Here is a 25,492-nt window from a genome sequence, read left to right as displayed (position 1 = left end):
GCGTTGGGGGGCCTTCCGAGGCCAGAGCCTTGAAAGTCCGGCCGGACACTTCGGCTGTTGGGGGGAACCGCAGTCAACGGACCGGACCAAGAAATTACTCTACATCATCAACGGTAAGCTTGCTTCCCGGAAGTGAAACTTTTCACTCAAATTCTCCCCGATCCGTCCGCCGGGGAACCGCGGTGACCCGGGAGGCGGCGCGGCGTAGACTGCGCCCAAGGCCGGGAAACGAGGACGCCGGACGCCCTGCCGCCGTCGGAGCGGCGGGCCCATTGCTGCCCGGAGGCGAAAGGCGCGAGGTGATGTTCGAGGTTGCTGCAGAGGCGTACAACCGCTTCATGGGCAGGTATTCGGAGCCCCTGGCCGCGCGCTTCATCGATGCGGCCGGCGTGCATCCGGGACAGGAAGCGCTGGACGTTGGTTGCGGCCCCGGCGCCCTGACGGCGCAGTTGGCGGCCAGGCTGGGACCCTCGGCGGTCAAGGCTCTCGATCCGTCGTCGTTTGTCGAGGCGCTCCGGGAGCGGCTGCCCGGCGTTGAGGTGACCTCCGGGGTGGCGGAGCGGCTGCCCTACCCCGACGACGCCTTCGACTGTGCACTGGCCCAGCTGGTGGTTCACTTCATGACCGATCCGGTGGCCGGGCTCGCGGAAATGGCGCGGGTCACCCGGCCCGAAGGTGTCGTCGCCGCGTGCGTTTGGGACCTCGCCAAGGGAGGCGGGCCGCTCTCCCTTTTCTGGGAGGCCGTGCGCGGGGTCGATCCTTCGGCGCCCGGCGAGGAGAGCCGGCCCGGCACGCGCGAGGGCCACCTGGCGGAGCTCTTCGCCGCGGCGGGTCTGCACGGCCTAGAGGAACGCAAGCTGACCGTCCGGGTGGCGTACGCCGGGTTCGCCGAATGGTGGGACCCCTTCACTCTCGGGATCGGGCCCTCCGGCGCCTATCTCCGCGGGCTCGACGCGGCCAAGCGCGGACAGATCCGGGAGCGGTGCGCAGGCCTGCTGCCCGAGGGGGCTTTTGAGGTCGATGCGTCGACCTGGTGCGTCCGCGGCCGTCCGTGAAAAGCGGCCCGGGGGGAGCGGTTCGCCTTCCAGCCACAACAGAGGAGGCGGCACGGCCTGGCGGCTGACCCCGGCGCGCTCGTTCAGCTGGACCAGCGCCCCGCGTGGTCCGCGGGATCGAAGTAAACCGAGCCGAACATAAAGATGCCGCGCTGGGGGAGGCGGAAGTCGCCGAGGCGTGCCTGTTCGGCGAGCGGGCCCAAGGGGCCAAGGTCCTCACCCCTGAGTGTGGCCGTGGCCGCATCGATGGCCCAGACGCGCCGGGGGATGGCCTTGAAGCGCTGGCTGTTCGGCGAACTGCCGGTCAGCGCGATGCTGCCGGAGTCCAGGACGAGGCCGGCCGCGGGGCCCATCGCCTTCAGCGCGGCCGTTGTCCCCAGGAGCGGTGCGGGCATCAGGCCGGCGACGGCGGACAGGACGCGAGTGGCCGGGGTCGCGGACAGGTGCATGGTCCAGCTGAGGCCGACGGTGCCGCCGATCGCTAGTCTCAGCGTCTCTTCGCCCGTCCACTGCAGTTCGATGTCCTCCACCGGTGCCGCCGCGAGGGCGTTGCCGAAGTACCGCGGGCAGGACATCGCCGGCGGCACCGTCGAGTACATGGTCCACGCGCCGGCCGGGGTACGGACCCGGACCGAGGTGTAGTCGGGACCGAGCGAGGTGACCGGGAAGCGCCGCATGGCCAGGACGTAGCCGGAGGCGAAGGGCAGCCCCATGACACCGTAGCCGCGGAAGCGTTCCTCCCGCCCGGCCGGCACGGCGGCATCGTGTTCGACGGCGGCGGCGAGCGTGCGCGGACTCTTCATGAGGCCATTGTCCGCCTTTCCCACGCGCCGGATCCGGGCCGGAAGTCCGGGCGGTGCACGGAGCGGCAAGGCGCGGTGCACGGGAAGTCAATGGCTGGGCACTCAGAGACAAGACGGCGGCAGGGCCCGCGGGGGACAGTGGACTGAGAACGCATCGAACGCATCGAACGCCCACAGCGGCCGACGACGAGGAAAGGGGACTCCATGCAGACCCAACAGGACACCCAGCTGGCCGCCTACGCCGAGCTGCTGGCGGCGATCGAACCGGCCGAGGGCGGCCGGGAGATCAAGGACCCGGCGACGGGCGACGTTGTGGGGCGTGCACCCGAGCACTCAGCGCAGGACCTGGAGGCCGCGGTGGCGGCGGCGCGGGCAGCGCAGCCCGCGTGGGGCCGGCTGAGTCACGCCGAGCGCAGCGAGTACCTCAACCGGGCCGCCGACGCCATCGAACATTCCGCCGAGGCGCTCGCCGAGCTGCTGTCCCGGGAACAGGGCAAGCCGCTGAACGGCCCGAACGCGCGCTTCGAGGTCGGGGCCTGCGCGGCCTGGCTGCGGGCCACCGCGTCCTTCGAGCTGGAGCCGGAGGTGCTGGTCGACGACGAGGGCGGCCGCGCCGAGCTGCACTACCGCCCGCTGGGCGTGGTCGGCGCCATCGGTCCGTGGAACTGGCCGATGATGATCTCCGTCTGGCAGCTCGCGCCGTCGCTGCGGATGGGCAACACCGTGGTGATGAAGCCGTCCGAGTACACGCCGCTGAGCGTGCTCGCGCTGGCGAAGGTGATCAACCAGGTGCTGCCGGCCGACGTGCTGCACGTGGTCTCCGGGGGCCGCGACGTCGGCGAGGGGCTGGCCTCGCATCCGGAGATCGACAAGGTCATGTTCACCGGCTCGACCGCCACGGGCAAGGCCATCATCCGATCTTCGGCCGACACTGTGAAGCGGCTGACCCTGGAGCTCGGCGGCAACGACGCCGGGATCGTGCTGCCGGACGCGGATCCGAAGGCGATTGCTGAAGGCCTGTTCTGGGGCGCGTTCATCAACACCGGCCAGACCTGCGCCGCGCTCAAGCGGCTCTACGTGCACGAGGACCTCTACGACCAGGTCTGCGAGGTGCTGGTCGATGTGGCCAAGCAGATGCCGATGGGCGTGGGGCTGGACGAGCAGAACGTGCTGGGCCCGCTGCAGAACAAGGCGCAGTACGACATCGTCGCGGACCTCGTCCAGGCCGCGAAGGACTCCGGCGCCCGCGTGCTGACCGGCGGCGATCCCGAGGCCGGCCAGCCGGGCTACTTCTACCCGACCACGCTGGTGGCAGATATCGACAACGACAACCCGCTGGTCGCCCGGGAGCAGTTCGGCCCGGCCCTGCCGATCGTCAAGTACTCCAGCGTCGACGAGGTCGTGGAGATGGCCAACGGCCTCGAGGTCGGCCTCGGCGCCTCGGTCTGGTCCGCGGACCCGGCCAAGGCCCGCGAGGTGGCGGCCCGCATCGAGGCCGGCACGGTGTGGATCAACAAGCACGGTGCCGTCGACCCGCGGGTGCCGTTCGGCGGCGCGAAGAGCTCCGGCTACGGCTTGGAATTCGGCGCCGAAGGCCTGAAGCACCTCGGCCAGCCGCAGGTCATCAGCTACTGACGGCCCTCGACGGGACGGGCAAAAACGAAGAACAGGGAGGACGACGGCGGAACGCGAGGTTCCGCCGTCGTCCTCCCTCCGCTGGTCAGCAGGGCAGCCGGGCCGGCAGCTTGGCCGGCGCGGTCGTGATCCGGCCGGTGGCGCCGCCGTACGCCCGGCAGAGCTTGATCCCCTTGGCTGCCAGGCCGTCCTTCATCAGGTCCAGAGCCCGCGGACTGAACCCGCGCCACTGCATGTGCATGATGATCGTGCTGCCCTTGCGGCCGTTGGCCACCACGTAGTCGACCACTTCGCTCCGGGACTTGCCGAGGAAGTCCCGCGGATTGACGGTCCACAGCCAGGGCTGCATCTTCGCCCGCTGGTAGCCGCAGAGCACGGTCTTGTTGATCCCGCCGAAGGGCGGCCGGCCGAAATTGGTGACCACCCCCGGGGCCCGCAGTTCCGCGGCGACTCCGGCACAGCTTAGCTTCCTCAGGTCGCGGTGGTGGATGCTGTGGTTGATGACGTACTGGCCGTAGCTCCGCGCGAGCAGCACGATGTCCTCGTCCTCCTCTTCGCGGAAGCGCGTCACGCAGTCGCCGGTCGGGGCGAGCACCAGTCCGAGGTTTTCCTCCTCGGCGTATTCCAGCACCGACTCGTAGGAGGACAGGCTGCGCGGGCAATCGTCAAAGGTCAGCACCGCGCGGTCCGTATAGTTGGGCCCCCGGTGGCTGTTGTACGCCGTGGCGGCGGTGGCCGGCGGCGAGAGGACATGCCCGCTCAGGACCAGGGCGAGGATGGCCAGGAAAGTCGCAGAACGATGGCGGATCGGCATGATGTGCCAGCTTTCCACCGGCGGTGCCTGGCGCCTCTTTGCGTCCCCCAACGGCCCGCTGGATCAGAAAAGTATGATGCGGCGGCCGGCGCCGGTCAACGAATCGGGGCGGCAAAATTTGGGGGCTGCGGGCCGAGCGCTACGAGCGTATCCTGCGCGTCGAGTAGCGCCGCTCGGGGCGGCCGACCTCCCCGTACCGCAGTTGCACCTCGGCCCGGCCTTCCTCGCAGAGATACTCCAGGTAGCGCCGCGCACTGACGCGGGAGATACCTGCCCGGGCGGCGGTCTCGGTCGCAGACAGCGCGGCGCCCGCCTCCTGCAGCCGCTGCTGGACGAGGCTGAGGGTTTCGGCGCTGAAGCCCTTGGGCAGCGGCCGTTCGCCGTGGCCTACGCCGAAGACCCGGTTGACGTCCTCCTGCTCGGCCGTGCCGGCGGAGGACAGCGGCCGGTACGCCTGCCGGTAGTGCTCCAGCCGCTCGCGCAGGTCCTGGCTGGAGAAGGGTTTCATCAGGTAGTGCACGATCCCGCCGCGCAGGGCCCGGCGGACGGTATCCATCTCGCGGGCGGCGCTGATGACCAGGACATCGAGTTCCGGGTCGATCCGGCGCAGCTGCTGCAGCAGGTCCAGGCCGTTGATGTCCGGCAGGTGGATGTCCAGCAGCACCAGATCCGGCTGCAGCGCGTGGACCGCCTCGAGGGCCTGGGCACCGGTGTGGGCCACCCCGGCGACGCTGAAGCCGGCCGCCTGCTTCACGAATCCGGCGTGGACTTTGGCGACCATGAAGTCGTCATCGACTATCAGGACCTTGATCATGCGGGCTGGCTCTGCTTTCCCAGAACGGCGGTGAATTCGGCGCCGGGGGCATTGCGTACGCCCACGCCTCCGCCGCGCCTTGAACATACTAGCCGGGTGAGGGCAAGACCAAAGCCGCGGCCGCCGCCGTCGTCGGAATCCTTGGTGCTGAAGCCCTGCCGGAAGATGTCCTCCACGCTGTCCGCCGCGACGCCCGGGCCGGAGTCCCGGACGGTGACCGTGACCCGGTGCGCCTCGTCCCGCAGATGGACGTGCACCGCGGCGTCCGGCCGGCCGCTGACGGCGTCGATGGCGTTGTCCACCAGGTTTCCGACGACGGTGGTCAGGTCCCGCGAGAGGGTCTCGTCCACGCGGCCCAGGGCGGAGCCGTCGTCCAGCTCCAGGGTGACCACGCGTTCCGCCGCGGAGCTGGCCTTGGCGATCAGCAAGGCGGCGACCGCCGGGTCCTCGATGCGCGTGGTGACATCGTCGTAGAGGCGCGTCCGGCTGAGGCTCACGCCGTCGACGAAGCGGGTGACCTCGTCATATTCTCCGAGCTGGATCAGCCCGGAGATGGTGTGCAGCTGGTTGGCGAACTCATGGGTCTGGGCGCGCAGCGTGTCCGTGGTGGTGCGGGTGGCCCCCAGTTCCTTCTCCAGCGAGGACAGCTCGGTGCGGTCGCGCAGGGTGGTGACCGAGCCGATCAGCCTGCCGCGCGAGCGCAGCGGCATCCGGTTGCAGACGACCACGCGCTCGCCGACCAGCACCAGCCGGTCGGGGCCGGTCTGGTCCGCGGTGAGGACGTCGCGCAGGCGGGCGGGAACGGCCAGTTCATCGAGGGTCTTGCCGGCGCAGTCGTGGGGCAGCTCGAGGAGCTGGCGGGCGCTGTCGTTGGCCAGCGTGATGCGGGCGTGGCGGTCCAGGGCGAGGACGCCCTCCTTCACGTCGTGCAGGATGGCCTCGCGGTGCTCTACGAGGCCGGCGATCTCCTCGGGTTCGAGGCCGAGGGTCTGCCGCTTGACCCGGCGGGCGAGCAGCAGGGAACCGGCGGCGCCGAGGCCTACGGAGACGCCGAGGTAGGTCAGCAGGTTGGGCAGGGCGTCGCCGAGCCGTTCCCAGACCGACGGATAGTTCCGGCCGACGGCGGCGATCCCGACCATCCGGCCGCCGTCGTCGAGCACGGGGACGTGGGCCACCAGGGTCTGCCGGCCGGACAGCTCCACGGGGCCGGTCCAGGCGCGGCCGGAGAGGACGAGGCTGTCGCCCAGCGGCAGCCTGCTGCCGAGCTGGTCCGGATCGGAGGAGGTGATGACGGTGCCGTCCGGGCGGGCCAGGAAAACGGCGCTGGAGCCGGAAACCGTGCGGACGGATTCGGCGACGGCGGGCAGCGCCGCACCGAGCCGGGGCTGCGCCACCGGCAGCAGGGCCCGGACGGCGGGCGTGGCAGCCAGGGTCTCTGCCGCGGACAGCGCGCGGCGGCCCTCCACGCGTTCGAAGGTCTGGGCGGACTGCGCCAGGGACAGCGCGACGACGCCGACCAGCACCGCGGCCACAATCAGCAGTTGCAGGACCAGGTACTGCCCGGCCAGTGTCAGGCCGCGGCGCCGCCGCTTCGCCCGGCCGCGGGCATGCTGGTCCACTTCCGATTCCTCCAACCCAGGCCTGGGCCTGCCGCCGTTCCCCTCCGTTACCGCGTGAACTATATCCTCAGACCCGCACGGAACCGGCATGTGAGCGTGAACACAATGAACTCAATTTTCTTTGAGACCGCAAATGTGCCGCGGCTCACACACCGTTCTACGGTTAGTGGGCTCGACCACTCCCGAGATGAGGATTTCAATGCGTAGAAACAATGCCTTCCGCCTCGCCGCCGTCGCCGCCGGCGTGGCCTTGGCCATGACCGGCTGCGGCGTCACTGGCTCCGGCAGCAGCGCCGCCGGCACCTCGGCCGCCGCCGAGGGCCCCGTCAGCGACCTGCGGATCATGGTCCCGAACACGCCCGGTGGCGGCTACGACACCACTGCCCGCGTCGCCGCCAAGGTGATGGAGGAGACCGACATCGCCTCCAACATCGAGGTCTTCAACCTGGCCGGCGCCGGCGGCACCGTGGGCCTGGCCCGCACCGTGAACGAAAAGGCCAACGGCGACCTGGCCATGCTGATGGGGCTGGGCGTGGTGGGCGCCAGCTACACCAACGACTCCGAGGCCAAGCTGACCGAGACCACCCCGCTGGCCCGCCTGGTCCAGGAGCCGGGCGCCATCATGGTCTCGAAGGACTCGCCCTACAAGACCATCGACGACTTGGTGAAGGCCTGGAAGGAAAACCCGGGCAAGGTCAGCGTCGGCGGCGGCTCCTCGCCGGGCGGCCCGGACCACCTGCTGCCCATGCAGCTGGCGCAGGCCGCGGGCATCGACCCGAAGGACGTGAACTTCGTGTCCTACGACGGCGGCGGCGACCTGCTCCCGGCCATCCTCGGCAACAAGCTCGGCTTCGCTGCCTCCGGCGCGGGCGAGTACATCGACCAGATCAAGAGCGGCGAGATCCGCGTCCTGGCCACCAGCGGCGAGGAGCGGCTCGAGGGCGTCGACGCCCCGACGCTGAAGGAATCCAAGATCGACCTCGTGTTCACCAACTGGCGCGGCATCGTCGCCCCGCCGGAGACCAGCGAGGAAGACAAGCAGAAGTGGATCGCGGCCCTCGAGAAGATGCACGGCACCCCCGAGTGGAAGAAGGCCCTCGAGGACAACGGCTGGTCGGACGCCTTCGCCACCGGCGGGGAGTTCTCCGCCTTCCTGAAGGAACAGGACCAGCGCGTCGCTGATGTCCTGTCCGAGCTGGGGCTTGCGTGAACAAGCTGGCTTCACGGCTGAAAGGCCGCTCCGAGCTGGGCCTCGCGGCCCTGCTCGGGGCGGTCGGCGTGATCGTCATCCTCGACGCCGCCTCGCTCACCGTCCCGTATTCGCAGGCCGACCCGGTCGGGCCCAAGACCATGCCGTTCATCATCGGCGGGCTGCTGCTGGTGTGCGCGGTGCTGCTCGCCATCAACGTGCTGCGCGGCGGGCAGGGCGAAGCCGAGGGCGGCGAGGATGTGGACCTGAGCCACCCGAGCGACTGGCGGACCTTGATCCCGCTGGTCGGCGCGTTCGTGCTCAACATCCTGCTGATCGACACGGTCGGCTGGGTGATCTCCGGGGCCCTGTTGTTCTGGGGCAGCGCCTGGGCCCTCGGCAGCCGCCGCTACGTGCGGGACGCGATCATCGCCGTCGTTCTTTCGCTGGGTACGTTCTACGGTTTCTACCTCGGCCTGGGCATCAACCTCCCGGCCGGACTGCTGCAAGGAGTTCTCTAGATGGAGACATTCGACCTGCTGATGCAGGGATTCTCGACGGCGGCGACTCCCCTTAACCTGCTCTACGCCGTCATCGGCGTGCTGCTGGGCACCGCGGTTGGCGTGCTGCCCGGCATCGGCCCGGCGATGGCCATTGCCCTGCTGCTGCCGGTGACCTACGGGCTCGAGCCGACCAGCGCGTTCATCATGTTCGCCGGCATCTACTACGGCGGCATGTACGGCGGCTCGACCACGTCCATCCTGCTGAACACCCCGGGCGAATCCGCCACGGTCATCACGGCGATCGAGGGCCACAAGATGGCTAAGGCCGGCCGCGCCGCCCAAGCGCTCGCGACGGCGGCCATCGGCTCGTTCGTGGCCGGCACCATCGGCACGGCGCTGCTCGTCGCGTTCACGCCGATGGTGGTGGACTTCGCCGTCAGCCTCGGCGCACCCAGCTACCTGGCGATCATGGTGCTGGCGCTGCTCGCCGTGACCGCCGTGCTCGGCTCCTCCAAGCTGCGCGGCTTCGCCTCCCTCGGCCTCGGCCTGGCCATCGGCCTGGTCGGCGCGGACCACACCACCGGGCAGCAGCGCCTGGTCTTCGGGCAGCCGCTGCTGGTGGACGGGCTGGACATCGTCGTCGTGGCCGTGGCTATCTTCGCCGTCGGCGAGGCGCTCTGGATCGCCGCCCACCTGCGGCGCCGCCCGATGCAGACCATCCCGGTGGGCCGGCCGTGGATGGGCAAGCAGGACTGGAAGCGGTCCTGGAAGCCCTGGCTGCGCGGCACCGCATACGGCTACCCGTTCGGTGCCCTGCCGGCCGGCGGCGCGGAGGTCCCGACCTTCCTGTCCTACGTGACCGAGAAGAAGCTGTCCAAGCACCCCGAGGAATTCGGCCACGGCGCCATCGAGGGCGTTGCGGGTCCGGAGGCGGCGAACAACGCCTCGGCCGCGGGCACCCTCACGCCGATGCTCGCCCTCGGCCTGCCGACCAACGCCACTGCCGCGGTCATGCTCACGGCCTTCATCCAGTACGGCATCCAGCCCGGACCGCTGCTCTTCGACAACGAGCCGGACCTGGTGTGGGCGCTGATTGCGAGCCTGTTCATCGGCAACACCCTGCTGCTGCTGATCAACCTGCCGCTGGCGCCGCTCTGGGCCAAGCTGCTGCAGATCCCGCGGCCGTACTTGTACGCCGGCATCCTGTTCTTCGCCACCCTGGGCGCGTACGCGGTCAACCTGCAGGCGTTCGACCTGGTGATCCTGCTGGTGCTCGGAGCGCTAGGCTTCATGATGCGCCGCTACGGACTGCCCGTGCTGCCGCTGATCATCGGCGTCATCCTCGGCCCGCGCGCCGAGGAGCAGCTGCGCAAGGCCCTGCAGCTCAGCGGCGGCGACCCGGCCGGACTGTTCAGCGAGCCGATCGCCGTGGGGACTTACATCCTCGTGGCCCTGGTGCTGCTGTTGCCGCTGGCCATCTCCGGTTTCAAACGGCTCCGTCCTCAGCCGGAGGGCGTCCCGGCCGGCGCCGAACCCCGGGGCGAGGCCGCCAGCGCGGAAACCCGCCAAGAGGCTACCGTGGCGAGCAGCCCGCGTGAGACGATCGCCGAGGATTACCAGTACCAACACGATCACAAGGAGAAACCATGACAGTTCTGGTCGGCTACATTCCCACGCCCGAGGGCGCGGCCGCGCTGGACCGCGCCATCGTCGAAGCCCGGAGCCGATCCGCCAAGCTGGTCGTCGTGAACGCCAGCCGGGGCGACGTCTTCGTCGACGACCGGTTCGTGCAGTCGGACGGAGTCGAGGCGCTGCGGAAGCGCCTGGACGGCGAGGACGTGGCCTACGAACTGTTCCAGCCGATCGGCGGGCACGACAGCGCCGACGAGGTGCTGGACGCGGCCGAGCAGCACGGCGCCGAGCTGATCGTGATCGGGCTGCGCCGGCGCACCCCGGTGGGCAAGCTGATCATGGGCAGCACGGCGCAGCGGATCCTGCTGCAGGCGGAGTGCGCGGTGCTGGCGGTCAAGGCCGCCAGGTAGGCGCCTGCCGGCAGGCACAAAGCCCGCCGGCAGGCACAAAGGGAGGACGACGGCGGAACCCAGGTTCCGCCGTCGTCCTCCCTTTTGCGTTGCGGTTTTTAGCTCGCGGTTTCAGTTTGCGGCCGGACTACCGGTCGCGGTCGCGGTCGCGGCCCAAGGTGTCATCGCGCAGGCGGTCGTCCGCGCCGTCCGCCTCGATCCGTTCCTTGCGGACCTCGTCGCTGACCGTCTCCTGGTCCGTTACCGTGTCCTTCTCGAGGCGGACCCGCTCCACGGGCACCGTCTCCTTGTCGACGACCGGCCGCTCCTCGTGCAGGGTCACCTCGTGCTCATCCTCGCGGAGGTCGGGGCCGGACATGGCGTCGCCGACGTTCCGATCCGTGATGGGTTCGCGTTCGACGCGTACCTCTTCACGGGTTACGGGCACGGTGCGGGTGACGTTCTCCGTGACGACGTACTTGCGGAGCCGGGCCCGGCCGGTCTCGTGGCGCTCCGTGCCGACGTGCAGCTGCTCCTCCGAGCGGGTCATGGCATCGTCGGTGGTGCGGCCCGCCGTGTCACGGTCGGTCACGCGATCCCGGTCGGTCACGCCGCGGGTGCCGGCGTCGCCGGTGTAGGTGCCGGTGCCCGCGGTGCCCGTGCGGGTATCCGAGACGTTGGTGTCCCGGGTGCCGGTGCCGGTGGTGGTCCGGGTGCCGCCGGCAACGTTGTAGTGCCGGTAGAGGCGATCCTCTTCCTCCGGGCTGAGGTGGCTGCCCGGGTCGACGCGCGGGGCGTCCTTGACCTCGTCCTTGGTGTACGGAACGCGCAGGTCGCCGCCGTCGTAGGTTGCCTCGGTCAGCGGGACGAAGGTTTCGGACATGCCGAACAGGCCGGTCTTCACCGTTACCCAGCTCGGATCCTCAGTCCGGTCATCCAGGTACAGCTGGCCGACAGAGCCGATCTTGTTTCCCGAGTTGTCGAGGACGTTGGCGTTGCCGCCGGCGAGAATGTCGATGTTTTCCCTGGTAATCATTACATCTCCTATCTTTCCCGGGCACGGCGGACCAGTCCGAGGCGGGGACGGAATGCCCGTCCTGCCGGATGAATATGCCGGACTGTTCCGGGCGCGGCACCACATGGTGTTGGGTTCTGCCGGCGGGACGAATCCTGCCGGCAGCCGTTGGGACTTTCCCTGTGCCGCGCATCGCGATGCGTGAGCCTTCGCGAATTCCGCTTACATTTTTACCTAAGCATGCTTACTAATCGGGTGCAAGGCCGACGGGCAGATTCGTCGACATCCGAATTGTTCCGGCCGGCGGACGCAGGGGCCGGCAGCTGTCATGGTCCCGCGGGCGGCGCTGCAGTAGCATCGGCCCCAGTTGCCGGAGGAAACGAAGGGGTTTTCATGGAGACCGATGCTGTACCCGCGCTGGCAGGCCGGGCCGCCGAACTGCTGGCCGCCTGCCGCTCGATCTCGACGGATCCGGCGGACCGCGCGGCGGCCGCGACGGACCGCTCCGGGTTCGTGCCCGCGTCGCTGCCGGAGGGTGTGGTGTACGCCGAGTCGCTCGACGACGTGGTGGAGGCCGTGAAGCTCGCGGCCTCGCACGGGGTTCCGCTGGTGCCGCGCGGTGCCGGAACCGGGCTGGCGGCCGCTTCCTCGGCGCGCGCCGGCGAGGTGGTGCTGGACCTCTCCCGGATGAACCGCATCCTGGACCTCGACCCGGTGGAGCAGACCGCCGTCGTCGAACCCGGCGTGCTGAACGCGGAGCTCAACGCCGCCGCGGCCGGGCACGGACTGTTCTACGCGCCGGACCCGGCGAGTACCGCGATCTGCTCGATCGGCGGGAACATCGCCACGAACGCCGGCGGGATGCGCTGCGCGAAGTACGGCGTGACGCGCGAGTCCGTGCTGGGACTGCGGGTGGTGCTGGCGGACGGGCGCGAGCTGCGGACCGGGCGGCGCACCATCAAGGGCGTCACCGGCTACGACCTGACGGCGCTGATGATCGGGTCGGAGGGGACCTTGGGCGTGGTGGTGGAGGCGACGCTGCGGTTGCGTCCCGCGCCCGTAACGACGGCGACGGCCGCCGCGTTCTTCCCCGACGTCAGGGCTGCCGCCGCGGCGGCATCGGCCGTCATAGCCGCGCGCATCCAGCCGTCGCTGCTGGAACTGGTGGACGGGCCGACGCTCGAGGCCATCGACCTGGCACTCGGCACGGACTACCGGCGCCGCGGCGGGGCCTTCCTGCTCGGCCAGACCGACGGCTTCGGCGCCCAGGCGGAGATGGACGTCCTGGCCGGTGCCATCGAACCCTTTGCCACCGAGGTGCTCCGCGCCGACGACCCGCTGGCTGCCGAGGCGCTGCTGACCGCTCGGCGCGAGGCGATTCCCTCGCTCGAAAAGCTCGGCCGCGTATCCATCGGGGACATCGGCGTGCCGCGCGGCCGGCTGGCGGAGGCAGTGATCGGCCTGCAGGACATCTCGGAGCGGACCGGCGTGCGGATCTTCACGATCGCCCACGCCGCCGACGGGAACCTGCATCCGATGATCGTGGTGCGGCCGGAGGAATCCGTGACCGAAGGCCCGGCCAAGGCCGCGCTTGGCGAGATGTTCCAACTGGCCAAGCGGCTGGGCGGGACACTCACGGGAGAACACGGCGTCGGCCTGCTCAAGCGGGACTGGCTGCGCGACGAACTCGGCGACGTCTCGCTCGACGTGCAGCACGCCATCCGCCGCGCCCTCGACCCGCAAGGAATCCTGAACCCCGGCAAGGCGGTCTAGCGGGAGGCGCCGCGGCGCAGGAAGCAGCGGACCGCCCGCCCGTCTGGATGACGGGCGGGCGGTCCTGGTGTTCGATGCCGTGTCAGCGCGTGCTGACAGTGACGGTTGCCGTTCCTCCGGCCGAGGAGGTCAGCTTGATGGTCGGAGTGACGGCGGCGTTGGAGTTCCGGGCCCGGATGGTCCAGGCGCCGTCGGCCCCGACGGTGGCGGTGCCGATGGTGGCGCCGCTGGCGTTGCGGGCGGTCACGGTGTTGCTGGTCGTGATGCTGGCGCCGCCGTTGATCCGCCATTCACGCTTGTCGGCCCGGAATTCCGCGGTGGCGGTCAGCTGGTCGTTCGGAGTCAGCGTGACGGAGGCGTTGGTCCCGAAGGCGGCCGGTGCGCTGTCGCCGGCTGCGCTGGTGGCAACCAGGCTCAGCGTGTAGGTGGTGCCGTTGGTGAGGCCGTTGAGAACTGCGCTGCGGGCTGCGGCGCCGGCTTCAACGACGACCGGGTTGCCGGTTGCCGGGGTGGCCGAGAGGCGGTAGCCGGTGATCGGGGTGTTGCCTGCGGTGGCGGGCTGCCATTCCACGTTCGCGGAGCCGTTGCCCGGAACAACACGGACCACGGTCGGCGCGGTCGGTGCGGTGAGCTCGGGCGAGCCCAAGGTGTACTGGACTGCCGCGGCAGCGGTTTCACCGGCGGCGCTGATGGCCGTGACGACGAAGCCGTACTCGGAGCCCGGAGTCAGGCCGTCCAGGGTGGCGGAGGTTGCGCCGCTGCCGGCATCGACAGTGGCGGCGACGGTTCCGTCGGCGGCCTGGGCGTCGACCCGGTAGCCCGTGACGGCGGAGCCATTGGCGGCCGCGGCGGTCCAGGAGACCTCCACGGAACCGGCGAGCGAGCCGTCCTGGACGCTCACGCCGCCGGCCTCGGCCGGAGCGGTGGGCTCCGAGGGGGCCGCGTCGCTGACCATGACCGTACCCGCCGACGACGGGCCGCTGGACTGGCCGTTCAGCGCCACGACTTCGATCGGGTAGGCCTGGCCGTCCACCAGTCCGCGCAGGGTGGCGGTGCTGGACTCGGAACCGACGGTGGTGCTGATTTCCTGGTTCAGGACGGTGTCCTTGGCGATCAGCTTGTAGCCGGTGATCGCGGGGGCGTCGGCCGGGACGGTCGCAGCCTCCCATGTGGCGGTGATGCTGCCGCTGCCGTTGGCGCTGGCGAACACGTTGCCGGGCTGGTTAGGAGCCTGGCCGGAGGGGCCCGCCGGGCACCCGCCGAAACCGGGGCCGTCGATTTCCTTGAACTCGGAGATCGTCAGGCCAAGCTGCATCTCCACTCCGCCGGTGGCGTCGGCCTGCCAGCTGGCGACCGCGGGATCGCCGGCCAGGGCGGCGTCCCGCTCGGCTGCGGAGAAGAAGCCGTAAGTGACCGTGAAGGTGCCGTCTGCCGCGGTTCCCTCGACGGCGTAGGTCGTCGGCGCGTCGTCCGCGGGCCACCCGATGGCGCGCTCGCCGAGGGCCATGTCCCGCATAGCCGGGTTGACGATCTCGACCTGCATGCGGGCCGGATCCACGTCCGCGCCGTAGGTGCCCTTGACGACGACCTGGCCTTCCACGTCTCCGGCGGCCTCGGTGGTGGGCATTTCCACCGACTCGACCGAGGTGATGACGGCGCTGCCGGCGAGGGCGCCGTCGCTGCTGCCGTCGGCGAACTGGACATTGACCTCGTCGCCGCCCTGGATGTTCGGGGTGACAATATCCCAGCAGGAGCCGCCGGGGTGGTTGACCTCGAGGAAGCCCGTCGCGTCCACGACGCCGCGGGCCAGGCCGATGACGTTGCCGCCGCGGCTGACCGAGATGGTCGCGGTCTGGCCGGCCTGCGCCGCGTAGCCCTCGATGGCGACCATGTCGCGCTTGGCGAAGATCTCGATGTTGCCGGGCCCGGTGGGCGGGTTGGCCGCCATGACGGCGGAGGTGCCGCCGGCCAGAAGGCCTGCCGCCGTGAAGGCGACGAGCGTGGTGCGTGCCCGGCGCGACTTGCGCTGCCGCCGGTCTGATGACTGGGTTTGCATGGTGTGTCCTTTGAGACGGAAGGCGGATCCGAAGGTCTGCCTGGATGGATGCCCCGACCGGCGTTGCCGGCGGCGGAACTGCTGACTTTCCCCAATCCGGATCCGATGGATGGCGGTTCCGGCTTGCCCTGAGGTTTGCCGCTTCCTCTTGAAAATTTCTTGGCTTCTCGGTCCCCGCCCCGCAAAGGCAGGCGCCGCCGTCGTTGTTTACGGCCGGATGGAGGGTTTGACCACGGTGCCGCGGATCTCCTCCACGGGCACCGTGCCGAAGTCCCGCGAGTCGATGGAACGCTCGCGGTTGTCGCCCATGACGAATACCTCGCCGGGCGGCACGGCGGTGGGGATGAAGTGCGTGCCGTCGATCGTGCGGTGGTCCACATACGGCTCCGGAGGGGCGGCGCCATCCACGAGCAGGATGGCGTCGTCGACCTCCACGGTCTGTCCGCCGACCGCGACCACGCGCTTGATGATGCGGGTGCCGTCGAGCGGGGAATCGAGTACGACGACGTCGCCGGCGTGCACGCCGAACCAGGCCGGCGCGGTTTTGAGCACAATCGCGATGCTGCCCGGCGGCAGCGTCGGGGCCATGCTGTCGGAGTCCACCGCCACCGGCTCTGCTACCCAGGTGCGCACACCCAGCAGCAGGGCAAGGACGACGGCGCCGCCCGCCAGGGCGCTGAGCTTCCGTTTCCGGGGAGGGCCCGAGGTCCTCCCCGGACCGGCAGCGGCGCGGCGGGCGGGGGCGGTGCCGGCGCGGTGCGCCGGGCTGCGCCGCGGTGGACGCAGCCCGGCTCCCGATCGCATGGCAGGATCAGTCGGGGTCGTCGTCGAACTCGGCCGGGGCGGCATTGATCGGGTCCCACGGATCCTCGTCGTCCTCGCCCAGCCCGACCCGGAACTGGAACATCATCGAGTGGTCCTCGTGCGGCAGGTTGTGGCAGTGCACCATGTAGCGGCCCTGGTGCGGACCGAACCGCATAACGACGTCGACCTTCTCGTTTTCGCCGATGTAGACCACGTCCTTCGGCCCGCGTTCCCACGCGTAGGGCGCCTTGCCGTTGCGGCTGAGGATGCGGAAGTCGACCAGATGGATGTGCACGGGGTGGAACCAGCCGCCGGACTTGTTCTCGATCTCCCAGACCTCGACGGAGTTCAGCTTGGGATCGGCGTGCGCCAGCTTGAAGTTGCTGGCGATCACGTCCTCCCAGGTCACGCCGTTGATGGTCCACGGTTCGACGAGTCCGTCCTTTTCGACGCGGAACCGGCGGTCTTCTTCGGCATCGTCCTCGGTCAGGTGCATGGCCTCGGAGTCAACCAGGGTGGTGGGAATGTGGTTCCACCTTGGATCCGATTTCATGTCCGCCGGACCGGCGACAACATCGAAGGCCATCACCTTGCCGGTGAAGTCGTAGTCCCGATTGTTCTTGTTGGAGAGGTTACGCAGCTCCACCCGGGTGCCGGGCTTGTACTTGCTGAAGTCGATCAGCACTTCGTAGCGCTCGGCCATCCCGTGCCGGAAGTTGCCCACGGACTGCGTGGCCGGCATCAGCCCGCCGTCGGTCCCGACGACATGCAGCGGCTGCCCGGAGCTGAGCGAGAAGCGGTACGAGCGCGAGATGGAGGCGTTGAGGATCCGGAAGCGGTAGACCCGCGGCTGGACCTTCATCACCGGCCACGGCACGCCGTTCACCAGGATGACATCGCCCCACAGGCCGGAGTGGTCCCGGTCGTCATAGGCGAGCGAGCCATCCGCGGCGAACATCGCGTCGCTGACCACCATCGGCACATCGAATTCGCCCTGCGGCAACAACTCCTTTTCCACCTCGTCATGGAGGATGTACATGCCAGCCAGGCCGGAGTAGACGTTCTGCGCGGTGAAGTGCACACCGTGATCGTGGTACCAGATCGTCCGGGCCGGCTGGAAGTTCGGATACTGGTAGTCCTTGGAGAATCCGGGCAGGGTTACGTCATTGGCGTAGCCGTCGTACTGCGGCAGCGTGGCCGAACCGTGGAGGTGGGTCGAGGCGGCCAGCAAATGCTTGCTCCACTGCGGGTGGTTCTTCGGTAGCCGGTTGCGCATGTGCACCACCGACTTGGTGCCTTGGTCCAACTCGATCGTCGGCCCCGGGAACGTCCCGTTATAGCCGAGGATTCCGGTCTTCTTGGTCGGCAGGATCTGCGCGGAAGCCTGCCGCATAGCGATCGTGTAGTGGTTGACCTGCGTGCCGTCGTCCTCGTAAGTGATGTCTACCGGATCCAGCTTGGGCGGGCGCCGGAACGCCGTTTTGAACGGCTTTGGCATATCCCGCGAGCTGAGCTGGCTGGCCGACTTGGCCGATACGGTCGTAATAGGCACGGTCACTAGCCCCGCCCCGACTACTCCCAGGCCTCCCCATTGCAGGAGTTTGCGTCGTGAAACTGACATGTCGAGTCACCTCCCAATGATGACTTGTTGCTGACCGGCGGAACGGAGGCACCCCAACGTCGCCTCCGCCGTCGTTGGCCGGGCTCTTTAGCCGGCCGAATGGTGCTCGGTGCCGAGCGAAAGCCGGCTGCCGGAGGAGTCCTCCAGCACCAGGGCAATCGCCTTGTCCGGCAGCTCGAACACCATGGTGGTATTGACGGTTTCCCCCTGGTCCAGCGTCATGGATGAGGACGAGGTCCAGAGCGGATGCGGCTTCCCCGAGCCCAATCCGTCAACGAAGAAACCGGCAGGATCAAGGGGCAGTCCGGCCTCGTCCAAGGCCGTGAACTGCACCTGGATGCGTACACGGTGCGCACCCTCCTGCGGTTCCTCACTGAGGGCGGCCACCGGAGAAGGCGGCTGCCACCCATCGATTTCGAGCGGAACGAGGCCGGTAATGCTGGCCGATCCGCCCGGTACATCTACGGAGGCGCCCATCGGAGCGCTGGACTTGACCTCCGCATTGAGGAACAGGTACCCGAAAGTGATCCCGAGCACGCACACCAGTGCCAGCGGGATGACAATCAGCCGGCGGTGGCGCCGCGGAGAATGCTGCGCCTGTGCCGGTACCGGTGCCTCTTGTTCAAGCTGTGTTGCTGACATGGTGCTCATGCTTCGCCCGGGAACTTGCAAAAACTTTGGGCGGACGGCCGGAAGGGCCCCGACGGGTTGGGGGGAGCGTCGGGACCCTTGTGGACCGCGTGGGATCCGGTAAAACCTTCGCCCACGCCCCTTGGAAAAATCTTTGCGCAGGTCAGGGAGGGTCCGAGGGGGGCGGAACCCCCCAAGATTTGAGGGTGGGGGTTCCGCCCCAGAGTGGGCTGGCGGCAGTGTGGAACCGCGCCGACCATTAAGCCACCGGTGTTGTTGAGGGCGCCGGAACAAGTTGGGGTAGGGGCGATCATGAAATCAGAAACCAGTTCTGCCGTGTCCATTTCCATCCGTCTCATCGGCAGCCTGAAGGTGGAACGTGCGGGCCGGGTCATGACCGCTGCCACCCTCGGCAGCCCGAAGGCCCGGCAGGTCCTCGAGATCCTGGCCCTCCAGCCGGGTATCAGCATCTCCCGGGACCGGATGATCGAGCTGCTCTGGGGCGGAAACCCGCCGGCCACCGCGCGCGCCACACTGGAAAGCTATGTCAGCGTCATCCGCCGGCACATCCAGCCCGGCCAGGCCAAGACCGGGCCGCTGCGCACCGAACACGGCTGCTACTTCCTGGATCCTAAGCTGGTCAGCGTGGACCTTGACCGCTTCGAGCGGCTGGTGGGCCTCGTCGACGGCACCAAGCCGGCCGAAGCCTACGAGCGGCTGCTCAAGGTGCTGGACATGGCCTCGGCGCCGCTGCTCTCCAACGAACTCACGGTCGAGTGGGCGGAGGAAGCCCGCCGCCGGCACGAGGCCCTGGTGGTCGACTGCCGCATCCGGGCATCGCAGGCAGCGGCGGCTTTGGGCCATAACGACGACGCCGTGCACTGGGCTCAGCGCGCCGTCGCCTCGGAACCGCTGAACGAGCGCGCCTGGACGGCCCTGGTGGCCGGCCTCGAGCAGAGCGGCCGCTACACCGAGGCCCTCCAGGCCTACGACCGCTACCGCACCAACCTCCGCCGCGACCTTGGCTGCAGCCCGGGCGACGAGCTCCAGGCCGCGCATTCCCGGCTCCTGCGGCAGACTTCCACCGAGGAAGCCGGCCTGGCCGAGCTGCTCTCCGCCCTGCTCTGCCTGAACGAACATGCCAAGCAGCGCACGAGCGGGCTCCGTGCCGGAGCCCGGATCCCGGGCCTCGACGTAGCCGACCATGTCACCGCCGGCAACGTCATCGGCAAATTCCTGGACAAGGCGCTCGCCGTCGCCTGATTGCCCCGCGGGGCCCATAATCGAGCCATGGGCATTTCCGGCACCGACCTCGTACATCTGCGCCGCTGTGTGGAGTTGGCCGCCGAAGCACTCGAAGCCGGCGACGAGCCGTTCGGCTCGATACTCGTCGATGGCGGGGGACGGGTCCTGGTCGAAGACCGGAACCGGGTGAAGGAGGGCGACCAAACGAGGCATCCGGAGTTCGAGATCGCCCGATGGGCTGCCAACCAACTTGACCCGGAACAACGCGCGGCCGCCACGGTTTACACCTCCGGCGAGCACTGCCCGATGTGCTCCGCCGCACACGCCTGGGTGGGGCTGGGCCGAATCGTCTATGCGGTGTCCTCCGACCAGCTGGGGAGCTGGCTAAAGGACTGGGACCTGGCCCCGGGGCCCGTGGCGCCACTCCCCATCGGGGCCGTCGCCCCCGGCGTGCCGGTCGACGGCCCCGTTGCGGAACTTGCGGACAACGTCATGGAGCTCCACCGGCGCTTCCACGGCCGGTAGCCCCGGCTCCGCTGCGCGGGCAGCGCTTAAGGGCTTTCGTCGCAAGACGCCCGGGTTTTATGCCGGATGTCGACGATCGATCAGGGTGCAGGCGCCGGCTCGTTCCCGAGCGCGCGGAGGACGCGGTGCACGGATCCGCCGAGGTTGTGTTCCTTGCCGAGCCGCTCGATGCGCTCAAGCCGTTCGGCGTCGAGCGGCCGGATGGCGGCGTCGATCTCGCCGAAATCGAGGTTTCGGACCACCTGGACGACCCTGGGTGCCGCGGCGAGGTAGTCCGCGGCGGCGGCAAGCTTCGTGCGGATCGCCGCCGACATCGCCGCGCCCGGATCCGAGCCCGCCGCGATGATCCCGTCCAGGTCCACGAATTCCTGGAGCAGCTTGGCCGCGGTCTTCTCGCCAATTCCGGAGACGCCGGGCAGCCCGTCCGAAGCGTCGCCGCGCAGGGCCGCGTAGTCGGCGTACTGCACCGGCAGCACACCGTACTTGCCGACGACCGTCACATCGGTCACCGTCTCGAGCTTGCTCATGCCTCGGGCCGTGTAAATGACCCGCACGTCGCGTGAATCGTCGACGAGCTGGAAGAGGTCGCGGTCGCCGGTGACGATGTCGACCGGCATGGCCGCCTGTGACGCGAGGCTGCCGATGACGTCGTCGGCCTCATGCTCCGCGGCCCCGATCACGGTGACGTCCAGCGCCTCCAGCACCTCGCGCAGGAGCGGCAGCTGTGCGACCAGGCCGGGCGGCGTCTCCTCCACGTCGACGCCACCCGGGACGGCCTGCGCGACCCGGTGCGCCTTGTAGGTGGGGAGGAGGTCGACGCGCCACCCAGGACGCCAGTCGTCGTCCCAGCAGGCGACGAGCCGGGTCGGCCGGAAGTCGGTGACGAGCCGGGCGATGATGTCGAGGAGGCCCCGGACGGCGTTCACCGGAGTGCCGTCCGGGGCCTTGAGGCTGTCCGGCACGCCGTGGAAAGCACGGAAGTAGAGCGACGCAGTGTCGAGGAGCATCAGTCGATCGGTCACGTACGCGATCTTCTCACGCACGGCCGGCACGCGGGGCTACCGGCCCTGATGGCGGAGCATCGCGCACGAGTCACGGGCGGCCGGCCGGACGCCAGCGTTCGCGGTAGGCGGGGTGGCCGACATAGGGCAGAGCCATGATTTGAAGCAGCGTGAGCAGGGCCTGGTCCTCGCCGCCGTGCCCGGCCAGCTGCCGGACGTGGCGGATCAGCCTGCGCTTGGCCTCGCACTCGGCGAGCGCCCGGTCCAGCACCGGAACGGCGGCGGCCTCCGCCCAGGACCTGACGTTGGCTTCGTCTTCGGCGATCCGCGCGAGCAGGAACTCCACGATCTCCTCCACCCTCCCACCGTACGCCGGCGATCTGAGCACGGCCGGGGAGCGCCGTCGTCGTACGCGGAAGGAAGCATGGAAGGAATGCGAGGCTGCCGCGGCTACGCGTAGGGGTTGGCCGCCGCCCCATGACCTCCGGACTCGTAGCCCTCCTGCCAGGCAGTCCGCACTGAGGAGACCAAATCGGCCAGCAACGCGTAGGAGGGATGGTCGGGGCCGAGGAAGATCATCTCCTCCTCGGCCCTGACCAGGACGTCCAGGATGTGCCTGCTCATGTTCAGTAGTGTGTCCCCGGCCGCGCAGATATTCCATACCACGCACGACGCCGGTGTCTCCCGCCGTCGTGATCCCCCCGGGAACATGTCCCCACTGGGTGGGATAATGGAAGAAGCCAAGCTCGCGGCCGGAAGCGCGCCCACCCGTGGACGCGAGGCTGTCCGCGCGCCCGCCAGATCCCCGTTCCGTCGGCTTCGCCGTCCGTCCGTGCAGGTGGGACGACCACCGAGCGCGCGTACCTCCGGGTGCCCGCCGATGTCGAGAGTGGCTTCCATTGCACGAAGAGGAACTGCCATGCGTTTTGCCGAAGGCCAGACAATTGTCCATCCCCACCACGGTCCCGCGACGGTACGGGCCATCAAGACCAGGCCTCTCAGGAACGCCGAATGCAGCTATGTCCTGCTGGAGGTGCACAACACCAATCTCACCGTGGGCGTGCCGGTGGACAGCGCGGATGCGGTCGGCCTGCGTCCGGTCCTCGACACCCACGGTCTGGAGAAGCTGTTCGACGAGCTCCGCGGACCCTCGCAAGCCGAGGAAAGCCAGTGGTCCCGCCGGTTCAAGGTCAACCAGGAGCGGTTGCGGACCGGCGACATCTACGTGACCGCCGGCCTGGTCCGCGACCTGAGCCGCCGGCTGGAGGCCAAAGGAACCATGTCGCACGCGGAGAAGGAAATGCTCCGGTATGCCAAGAGGCTGCTCGTGACCGAGATCTGCCTGGCCATGGGCATCGGAGATGACGAGGCAGAGAAGGTCCTCGACGACGTGCTGGCCGTCCAGTTGGCCGGAGCCTAGGAAACCTAACGCGCAAACCGGACGCCGGCACCCGAGGTGGGTGCCGGCGTCCGGCCCGATCCGGACTAGGCCGCAGCGGCCAGGCTGTCCGCTGCCACGCGCAGTTCCCCGCCGTCGGCCGTGACGGTGACCCGTCCGCCGTCGGGCAGTTCCCCGTTGACCAGCAGGTCCGCGATCCGGTCGTCGAGCTCGCGCTGGATGACGCGGCGCAGCGGGCGGGCCCCGTACTCCGGCTCGTAGCCGTGTTCGGCGATCCAGTCGACGGCCGACTCGTCCACAGCCAGTCCGTAGCCCTGCGCGGCGAGCCGCGCCTCCGAGCGGGCCAGCTGCAGGCGCACGATGCCGCGCAGCTGCTCCCGGTCCAGCTTGCGGAAGAGCACGATTTCGTCGATCCGGTTCAGGAACTCGGGCCGCATGGTTTCACGCAGCCGGCCCATGACGCGGGCACGCAGTTCCTGCTCCGACCCGAAGCCGTCGCCGCCATTGGCCGTGAAGCCCAGCGCTCCGCCCTTGCTGGCGAGGAATTCCGAACCCAGGTTGGAGGTCATGATGACCACGGTGTTGCGGAAGTCCACGGTCCGGCCCTGGCCGTCGGTCAGGCGGCCGTCGTCGAGCACCTGCAGCAGCAGGTTGAACACGTCCGGGTGCGCCTTCTCGACCTCGTCCAGCAGCACCACGGAGTACGGCCGACGCCGCACGCGCTCGGTGAGCTGGCCGGCCTCGTCGTAGCCGACGTAGCCCGGAGGGGCGCCGACCAGGCGGGAAACGGTGTGCCGTTCGCCGAACTCGCTCATATCGAACCGGACCATCGCGTCCTCGTCGCCGAACAGCGAATCCGCCAGCGCCTTGGCCAGCTCGGTCTTGCCGACGCCGGTGGGGCCGAGGAAGAGGAAGCTGCCCACGGGCCGGCCCTCGTCGCCCATACCGGTGCGGTTGCGCCGCACCGACTTGGCGATCGCGGTCACCGCATCGTCCTGTCCGATGACCCGTCGGTGCAGGTCCTCCTCGAGCCGGGCCAGCCGGCCGCGTTCGCTTTCGGTCAGCCGTGCCGCAGGGATGCCGGTGGCCCGGGCAATGATCTCCGCAATCTCCGCCTCGCCGACCACCCGGGAACCGGAGGGTATGACGCCGTCACGCGCCCCGCCGTCGTCGGTCCCGCTGGCGTCCGTATTGCCCTTGGCGCCGGCACTCCCGTTCGCAGCACTCGCACCCTCGCCTGTGGGGGTAGATTCGGCGGCGGCCAGCTGCTGCTTCAGCGCCTCGATGCCGTCGCGCAGCCCGGAGGCTTCCTCATAGCGCTCCTCGGCGACCGCGGCGTTCTTCGCTTCCTCCAGCTTGGCCACCTGCGCCCGCAGTTCCGCAACGTTCACGCGCGGGCCGCGCCGCAGGCTCAGCCGCGCGCCGGCCTGGTCAATCAGGTCGATCGCCTTGTCCGGCAGCTGCCGGTCCATGATGTAGCGCGCGGAAAGTTCGACGGCGGCGCGGAGGGCGTCATCGGTGTAGGTCACCTGATGGTGTTCCTCGTACCGCTCCTTCAGCCCCTGCAGGATCAGCACGGCGTCCTCGATGGACGGTTCGCCGACCGTGACCGGCTGGAAGCGGCGTTCCAGGGCGGCGTCCTTCTCGATCTTGCGGTACTCGGCGAGCGTGGTGGCGCCGACCAGGTGCAGCTCGCCGCGGGCCAGCCGCGGCTTGAGGATGTTGCCGGCATCCATGCCGCCGCCCTCGCCGGAGCCTCCGGCGCCCACCACCGTGTGCAGCTCGTCGACGAAGGCGATGATGCCGTCATTGTGCGCGCTGATCTCATCCATGGTCTTGGTGAGCCGCTCCTCGAAATCGCCGCGGTAGCGGGTTCCGGCCAGCATGCCGGGCAGGTCGAGCGCGATGACGCGCTTGCCCTGCAGCTGCTGCGGCACATCGCCGGCGGCGATGGCCTGGGCCAGGCCTTCCACGATGGCGGTCTTTCCGACGCCCGCTTCGCCGATCAGCACCGGATTGTTCTTGGTGCGGCGGGCGAGGATCTCGATGGTCTGCTCGATTTCCTCGGCGCGGCCGATCACCGGGTCCAGCCTGCCTTCCCGGGCACGGGCTGTCAGGTCGATGCCGAACTGGTCCAGAGTTGGCGTGGCGCCATCGCCGGACGGGGCCGCGGCCGGGTCGCGGCGTGGCTCGGTCTCCGACGGGGAGGCCTCTTGCCCGGCTGCCTGCAGCGACTGCGGCGTAACGCCCGCCGCGGCCAAGACCTGGCCCGCGGGAGATTCCTGGTTCAGTACGAACGCGAAGAACAGGTGCTCGGGATCGATGTATGTGGAGCCGAACGCCCGCGCCACCTGGTGCGCGTCGAGCAGCGCGCGCTGGGTCGACTGGGTCAGCGACGGCGGGGTGTCGACCTTTTCGGACGAGGCGCCGGGCAGGCGCTGCTCGGCTGCCTGCGCAATGGCTTGCGGGTTCGCACCGGCGCGGCGGACCTGCTCCGCCAGCGGCTCCTGCTCCGCCATCACGCGGAGGATGTGAAGTGCGTCGACTTCAGTGTGGCCGTGGTCGACGGCGAATTGGGCGGCGCGGCCGATCAGCTCGTGCGAGCGGCGGCTCAGCAGCCGCGTCATGTCGATCGGCCGGCCAGCGCGGGCGGTTCGCTGGCCCTGCAGGTAGCGGGCCAGGAACTCGTCGAAGGAGCCGTTGCCGGAACCTGCGGGTCCGAAAAAGATAGGCATATGTCCTCCTGGTTGCTTGAGTGCCTTCGACTCAAGTTAACGCGTTGTGCCAGAGATTATTCCGCATCCGCCCAAACCTGAGCAAGTTGCACTCAAGTCAACGCTTGGCCGGCTCGTTTATTCCCGACGTGCGCCCGCGACCGTGGTGTTTCGGCTGGTGCCGCGGGCGGGTTTCAGCTGCTTGGGCGCCGGCCCGGTTTTAGAAGGGTGGTGGTGTGGTGTCGGTGAAGGGGTC

Annotated in this window: 23 protein-coding genes; 10 read left to right on the top strand and 13 right to left on the bottom strand. The window is 69.3% G+C overall.

All coding sequences use genetic code 11. The features are described 5' to 3' along the window. Positions 1-302: 302 nt before the first annotated feature. Positions 303-1,055, top strand: coding sequence for a class I SAM-dependent methyltransferase (locus OC550_RS17485; protein ID WP_306556944.1), 753 nt, complete (start codon positions 303-305; stop codon positions 1,053-1,055). 83 nt (positions 1,056-1,138) lie between these two features. Here the strand turns inward: OC550_RS17485 and OC550_RS17480 are convergent, their stop codons facing one another. Next, positions 1,139-1,858 (bottom strand): hypothetical protein, encoded by a 720-nt coding sequence (locus OC550_RS17480; RefSeq protein ID WP_262107216.1) that lies wholly within the window; start codon positions 1,856-1,858, stop codon positions 1,139-1,141. A 204-nt stretch (positions 1,859-2,062) separates the two neighbouring features. On the opposite strand from OC550_RS17480, the gene OC550_RS17475 reads away from it, so the two are divergent. Next, positions 2,063-3,493, top strand: a complete 1,431-nt coding sequence (locus OC550_RS17475) for an aldehyde dehydrogenase family protein (protein ID WP_262107215.1) — start codon at positions 2,063-2,065, stop codon at positions 3,491-3,493. 85 nt (positions 3,494-3,578) lie between these two features. On the opposite strand, the gene OC550_RS17470 is transcribed toward OC550_RS17475, so the two are convergent. The 3 genes from OC550_RS17470 to OC550_RS17460 all read right to left on the bottom strand — a co-directional run bounded on the left by OC550_RS17470 (position 3,579) and on the right by OC550_RS17460 (position 6,695). Further along, entirely contained in the window at positions 3,579-4,307 is a 729-nt protein-coding gene (locus tag OC550_RS17470) for a polysaccharide deacetylase family protein (RefSeq protein ID WP_262107214.1), read from the bottom strand. A 139-nt stretch (positions 4,308-4,446) separates the two neighbouring features. Further along, the gene (locus OC550_RS17465; RefSeq protein ID WP_262107213.1) at positions 4,447-5,121 is read right to left on the bottom strand and encodes a response regulator; all 675 of its coding nucleotides are present in this window, start codon (positions 5,119-5,121) and stop codon (positions 4,447-4,449) included. Further along, positions 5,118-6,695, bottom strand: coding sequence for a sensor histidine kinase (locus OC550_RS17460; protein WP_262107764.1), 1,578 nt, complete (start codon positions 6,693-6,695; stop codon positions 5,118-5,120). Before OC550_RS17460 ends, OC550_RS17465 begins: the two co-directional genes overlap by 4 nt. 244 nt (positions 6,696-6,939) lie before the next feature. Between OC550_RS17460 and OC550_RS17455 the strand changes: the two genes are divergently transcribed. Genes OC550_RS17455 through OC550_RS17440 form a run of 4 tightly spaced genes read left to right on the top strand, consistent with a single transcriptional unit; the run spans position 6,940 to position 10,474 of the window. Then, positions 6,940-7,950 carry a tripartite tricarboxylate transporter substrate binding protein gene (locus tag OC550_RS17455; RefSeq protein WP_262107212.1) on the top strand — a complete coding sequence of 337 codons (1,011 nt, stop codon included), beginning with the start codon at positions 6,940-6,942 and terminating at the stop codon, positions 7,948-7,950. Next, a complete protein-coding gene (locus OC550_RS17450; protein ID WP_262107211.1) occupies positions 7,947-8,450 on the top strand; it encodes a tripartite tricarboxylate transporter TctB family protein in 504 nt (167 codons plus the stop codon). Before OC550_RS17455 ends, OC550_RS17450 begins: the two co-directional genes overlap by 4 nt. After that, on the top strand, positions 8,451-10,082 hold the full coding sequence (locus OC550_RS17445) for a tripartite tricarboxylate transporter permease (RefSeq protein WP_262107210.1): 1,632 nt from the start codon (positions 8,451-8,453) through the stop codon (positions 10,080-10,082). Next, positions 10,079-10,474: a universal stress protein gene (locus OC550_RS17440; protein WP_262107209.1), complete on the top strand. Its 396-nt coding sequence runs from the start codon at positions 10,079-10,081 to the stop codon at positions 10,472-10,474. The genes OC550_RS17445 and OC550_RS17440 overlap by 4 nt, the downstream gene beginning before the upstream one ends. 127 nt (positions 10,475-10,601) lie before the next feature. On the opposite strand, the gene OC550_RS17435 is transcribed toward OC550_RS17440, so the two are convergent. Further along, positions 10,602-11,489, bottom strand: coding sequence for a PRC and DUF2382 domain-containing protein (locus OC550_RS17435; RefSeq protein WP_262107208.1), 888 nt, complete (start codon positions 11,487-11,489; stop codon positions 10,602-10,604). 372 nt (positions 11,490-11,861) lie between these two features. On the opposite strand from OC550_RS17435, the gene OC550_RS17430 reads away from it, so the two are divergent. Beyond that, complete coding sequence (locus tag OC550_RS17430; protein ID WP_262107207.1) at positions 11,862-13,241, top strand: FAD-binding oxidoreductase; 1,380 nt, start codon at positions 11,862-11,864, stop codon at positions 13,239-13,241. An 82-nt stretch (positions 13,242-13,323) separates the two neighbouring features. Here OC550_RS17430 and OC550_RS17425 read toward each other — a convergent pair whose 3' ends face one another. From OC550_RS17425 to OC550_RS17410, 4 genes are all read right to left on the bottom strand, one after another. Further along, positions 13,324-15,297, bottom strand: coding sequence for a fibronectin type III domain-containing protein (locus OC550_RS17425; RefSeq protein WP_262107206.1), 1,974 nt, complete (start codon positions 15,295-15,297; stop codon positions 13,324-13,326). Positions 15,298-15,504: 207 nt separating this feature from the next. Beyond that, positions 15,505-16,101, bottom strand: coding sequence for a signal peptidase I (lepB, locus tag OC550_RS17420; protein ID WP_262107205.1), 597 nt, complete (start codon positions 16,099-16,101; stop codon positions 15,505-15,507). Positions 16,102-16,108: 7 nt separating this feature from the next. Then, entirely contained in the window at positions 16,109-17,722 is a 1,614-nt protein-coding gene (locus OC550_RS17415) for a multicopper oxidase family protein (protein WP_262107204.1), read from the bottom strand. 87 nt (positions 17,723-17,809) lie between these two features. Continuing rightward, positions 17,810-18,364, bottom strand: coding sequence for a hypothetical protein (locus tag OC550_RS17410; RefSeq protein WP_262107203.1), 555 nt, complete (start codon positions 18,362-18,364; stop codon positions 17,810-17,812). A 300-nt stretch (positions 18,365-18,664) separates the two neighbouring features. Here OC550_RS17410 and OC550_RS17405 point away from each other — a divergent pair, with 300 nt between their 5' ends. Beyond that, the gene (locus OC550_RS17405; RefSeq protein ID WP_262107202.1) at positions 18,665-19,615 is read left to right on the top strand and encodes a BTAD domain-containing putative transcriptional regulator; all 951 of its coding nucleotides are present in this window, start codon (positions 18,665-18,667) and stop codon (positions 19,613-19,615) included. A 27-nt stretch (positions 19,616-19,642) separates the two neighbouring features. Continuing rightward, positions 19,643-20,122, top strand: coding sequence for a nucleoside deaminase (locus OC550_RS17400; RefSeq protein ID WP_262107201.1), 480 nt, complete (start codon positions 19,643-19,645; stop codon positions 20,120-20,122). Between the two features lie 80 nt (positions 20,123-20,202). Here the strand turns inward: OC550_RS17400 and OC550_RS17395 are convergent, their stop codons facing one another. The 3 genes from OC550_RS17395 to OC550_RS17385 form a co-directional block, all read right to left on the bottom strand. Then, entirely contained in the window at positions 20,203-21,144 is a 942-nt protein-coding gene (locus tag OC550_RS17395) for a 5'-3' exonuclease (RefSeq protein WP_262107200.1), read from the bottom strand. Positions 21,145-21,214: 70 nt separating this feature from the next. Continuing rightward, positions 21,215-21,481: a DUF6221 family protein gene (locus OC550_RS17390; protein ID WP_262107199.1), complete on the bottom strand. Its 267-nt coding sequence runs from the start codon at positions 21,479-21,481 to the stop codon at positions 21,215-21,217. 92 nt (positions 21,482-21,573) lie between these two features. Continuing rightward, on the bottom strand, positions 21,574-21,747 hold the full coding sequence (locus tag OC550_RS17385; protein ID WP_262107198.1) for a hypothetical protein: 174 nt from the start codon (positions 21,745-21,747) through the stop codon (positions 21,574-21,576). Positions 21,748-22,042: 295 nt separating this feature from the next. Between OC550_RS17385 and OC550_RS17380 the strand changes: the two genes are divergently transcribed. Next, positions 22,043-22,543, top strand: coding sequence for a CarD family transcriptional regulator (locus OC550_RS17380; RefSeq protein ID WP_262107197.1), 501 nt, complete (start codon positions 22,043-22,045; stop codon positions 22,541-22,543). Positions 22,544-22,608: 65 nt separating this feature from the next. Here OC550_RS17380 and OC550_RS17375 read toward each other — a convergent pair whose 3' ends face one another. Then, positions 22,609-25,257 carry an ATP-dependent Clp protease ATP-binding subunit gene (locus tag OC550_RS17375; protein ID WP_262107196.1) on the bottom strand — a complete coding sequence of 883 codons (2,649 nt, stop codon included), beginning with the start codon at positions 25,255-25,257 and terminating at the stop codon, positions 22,609-22,611. Positions 25,258-25,492 lie beyond the last annotated feature (235 nt).

Origin of the sequence: Arthrobacter sp. Marseille-P9274 (genome assembly GCF_946892675.1) — a bacterium.
In the GTDB taxonomy this organism is placed as follows: domain Bacteria; phylum Actinomycetota; class Actinomycetes; order Actinomycetales; family Micrococcaceae; genus Crystallibacter.
Note: the sequence above shows the minus strand (reverse complement) of the source record. Positions and strands in the feature narration are given on the sequence as shown.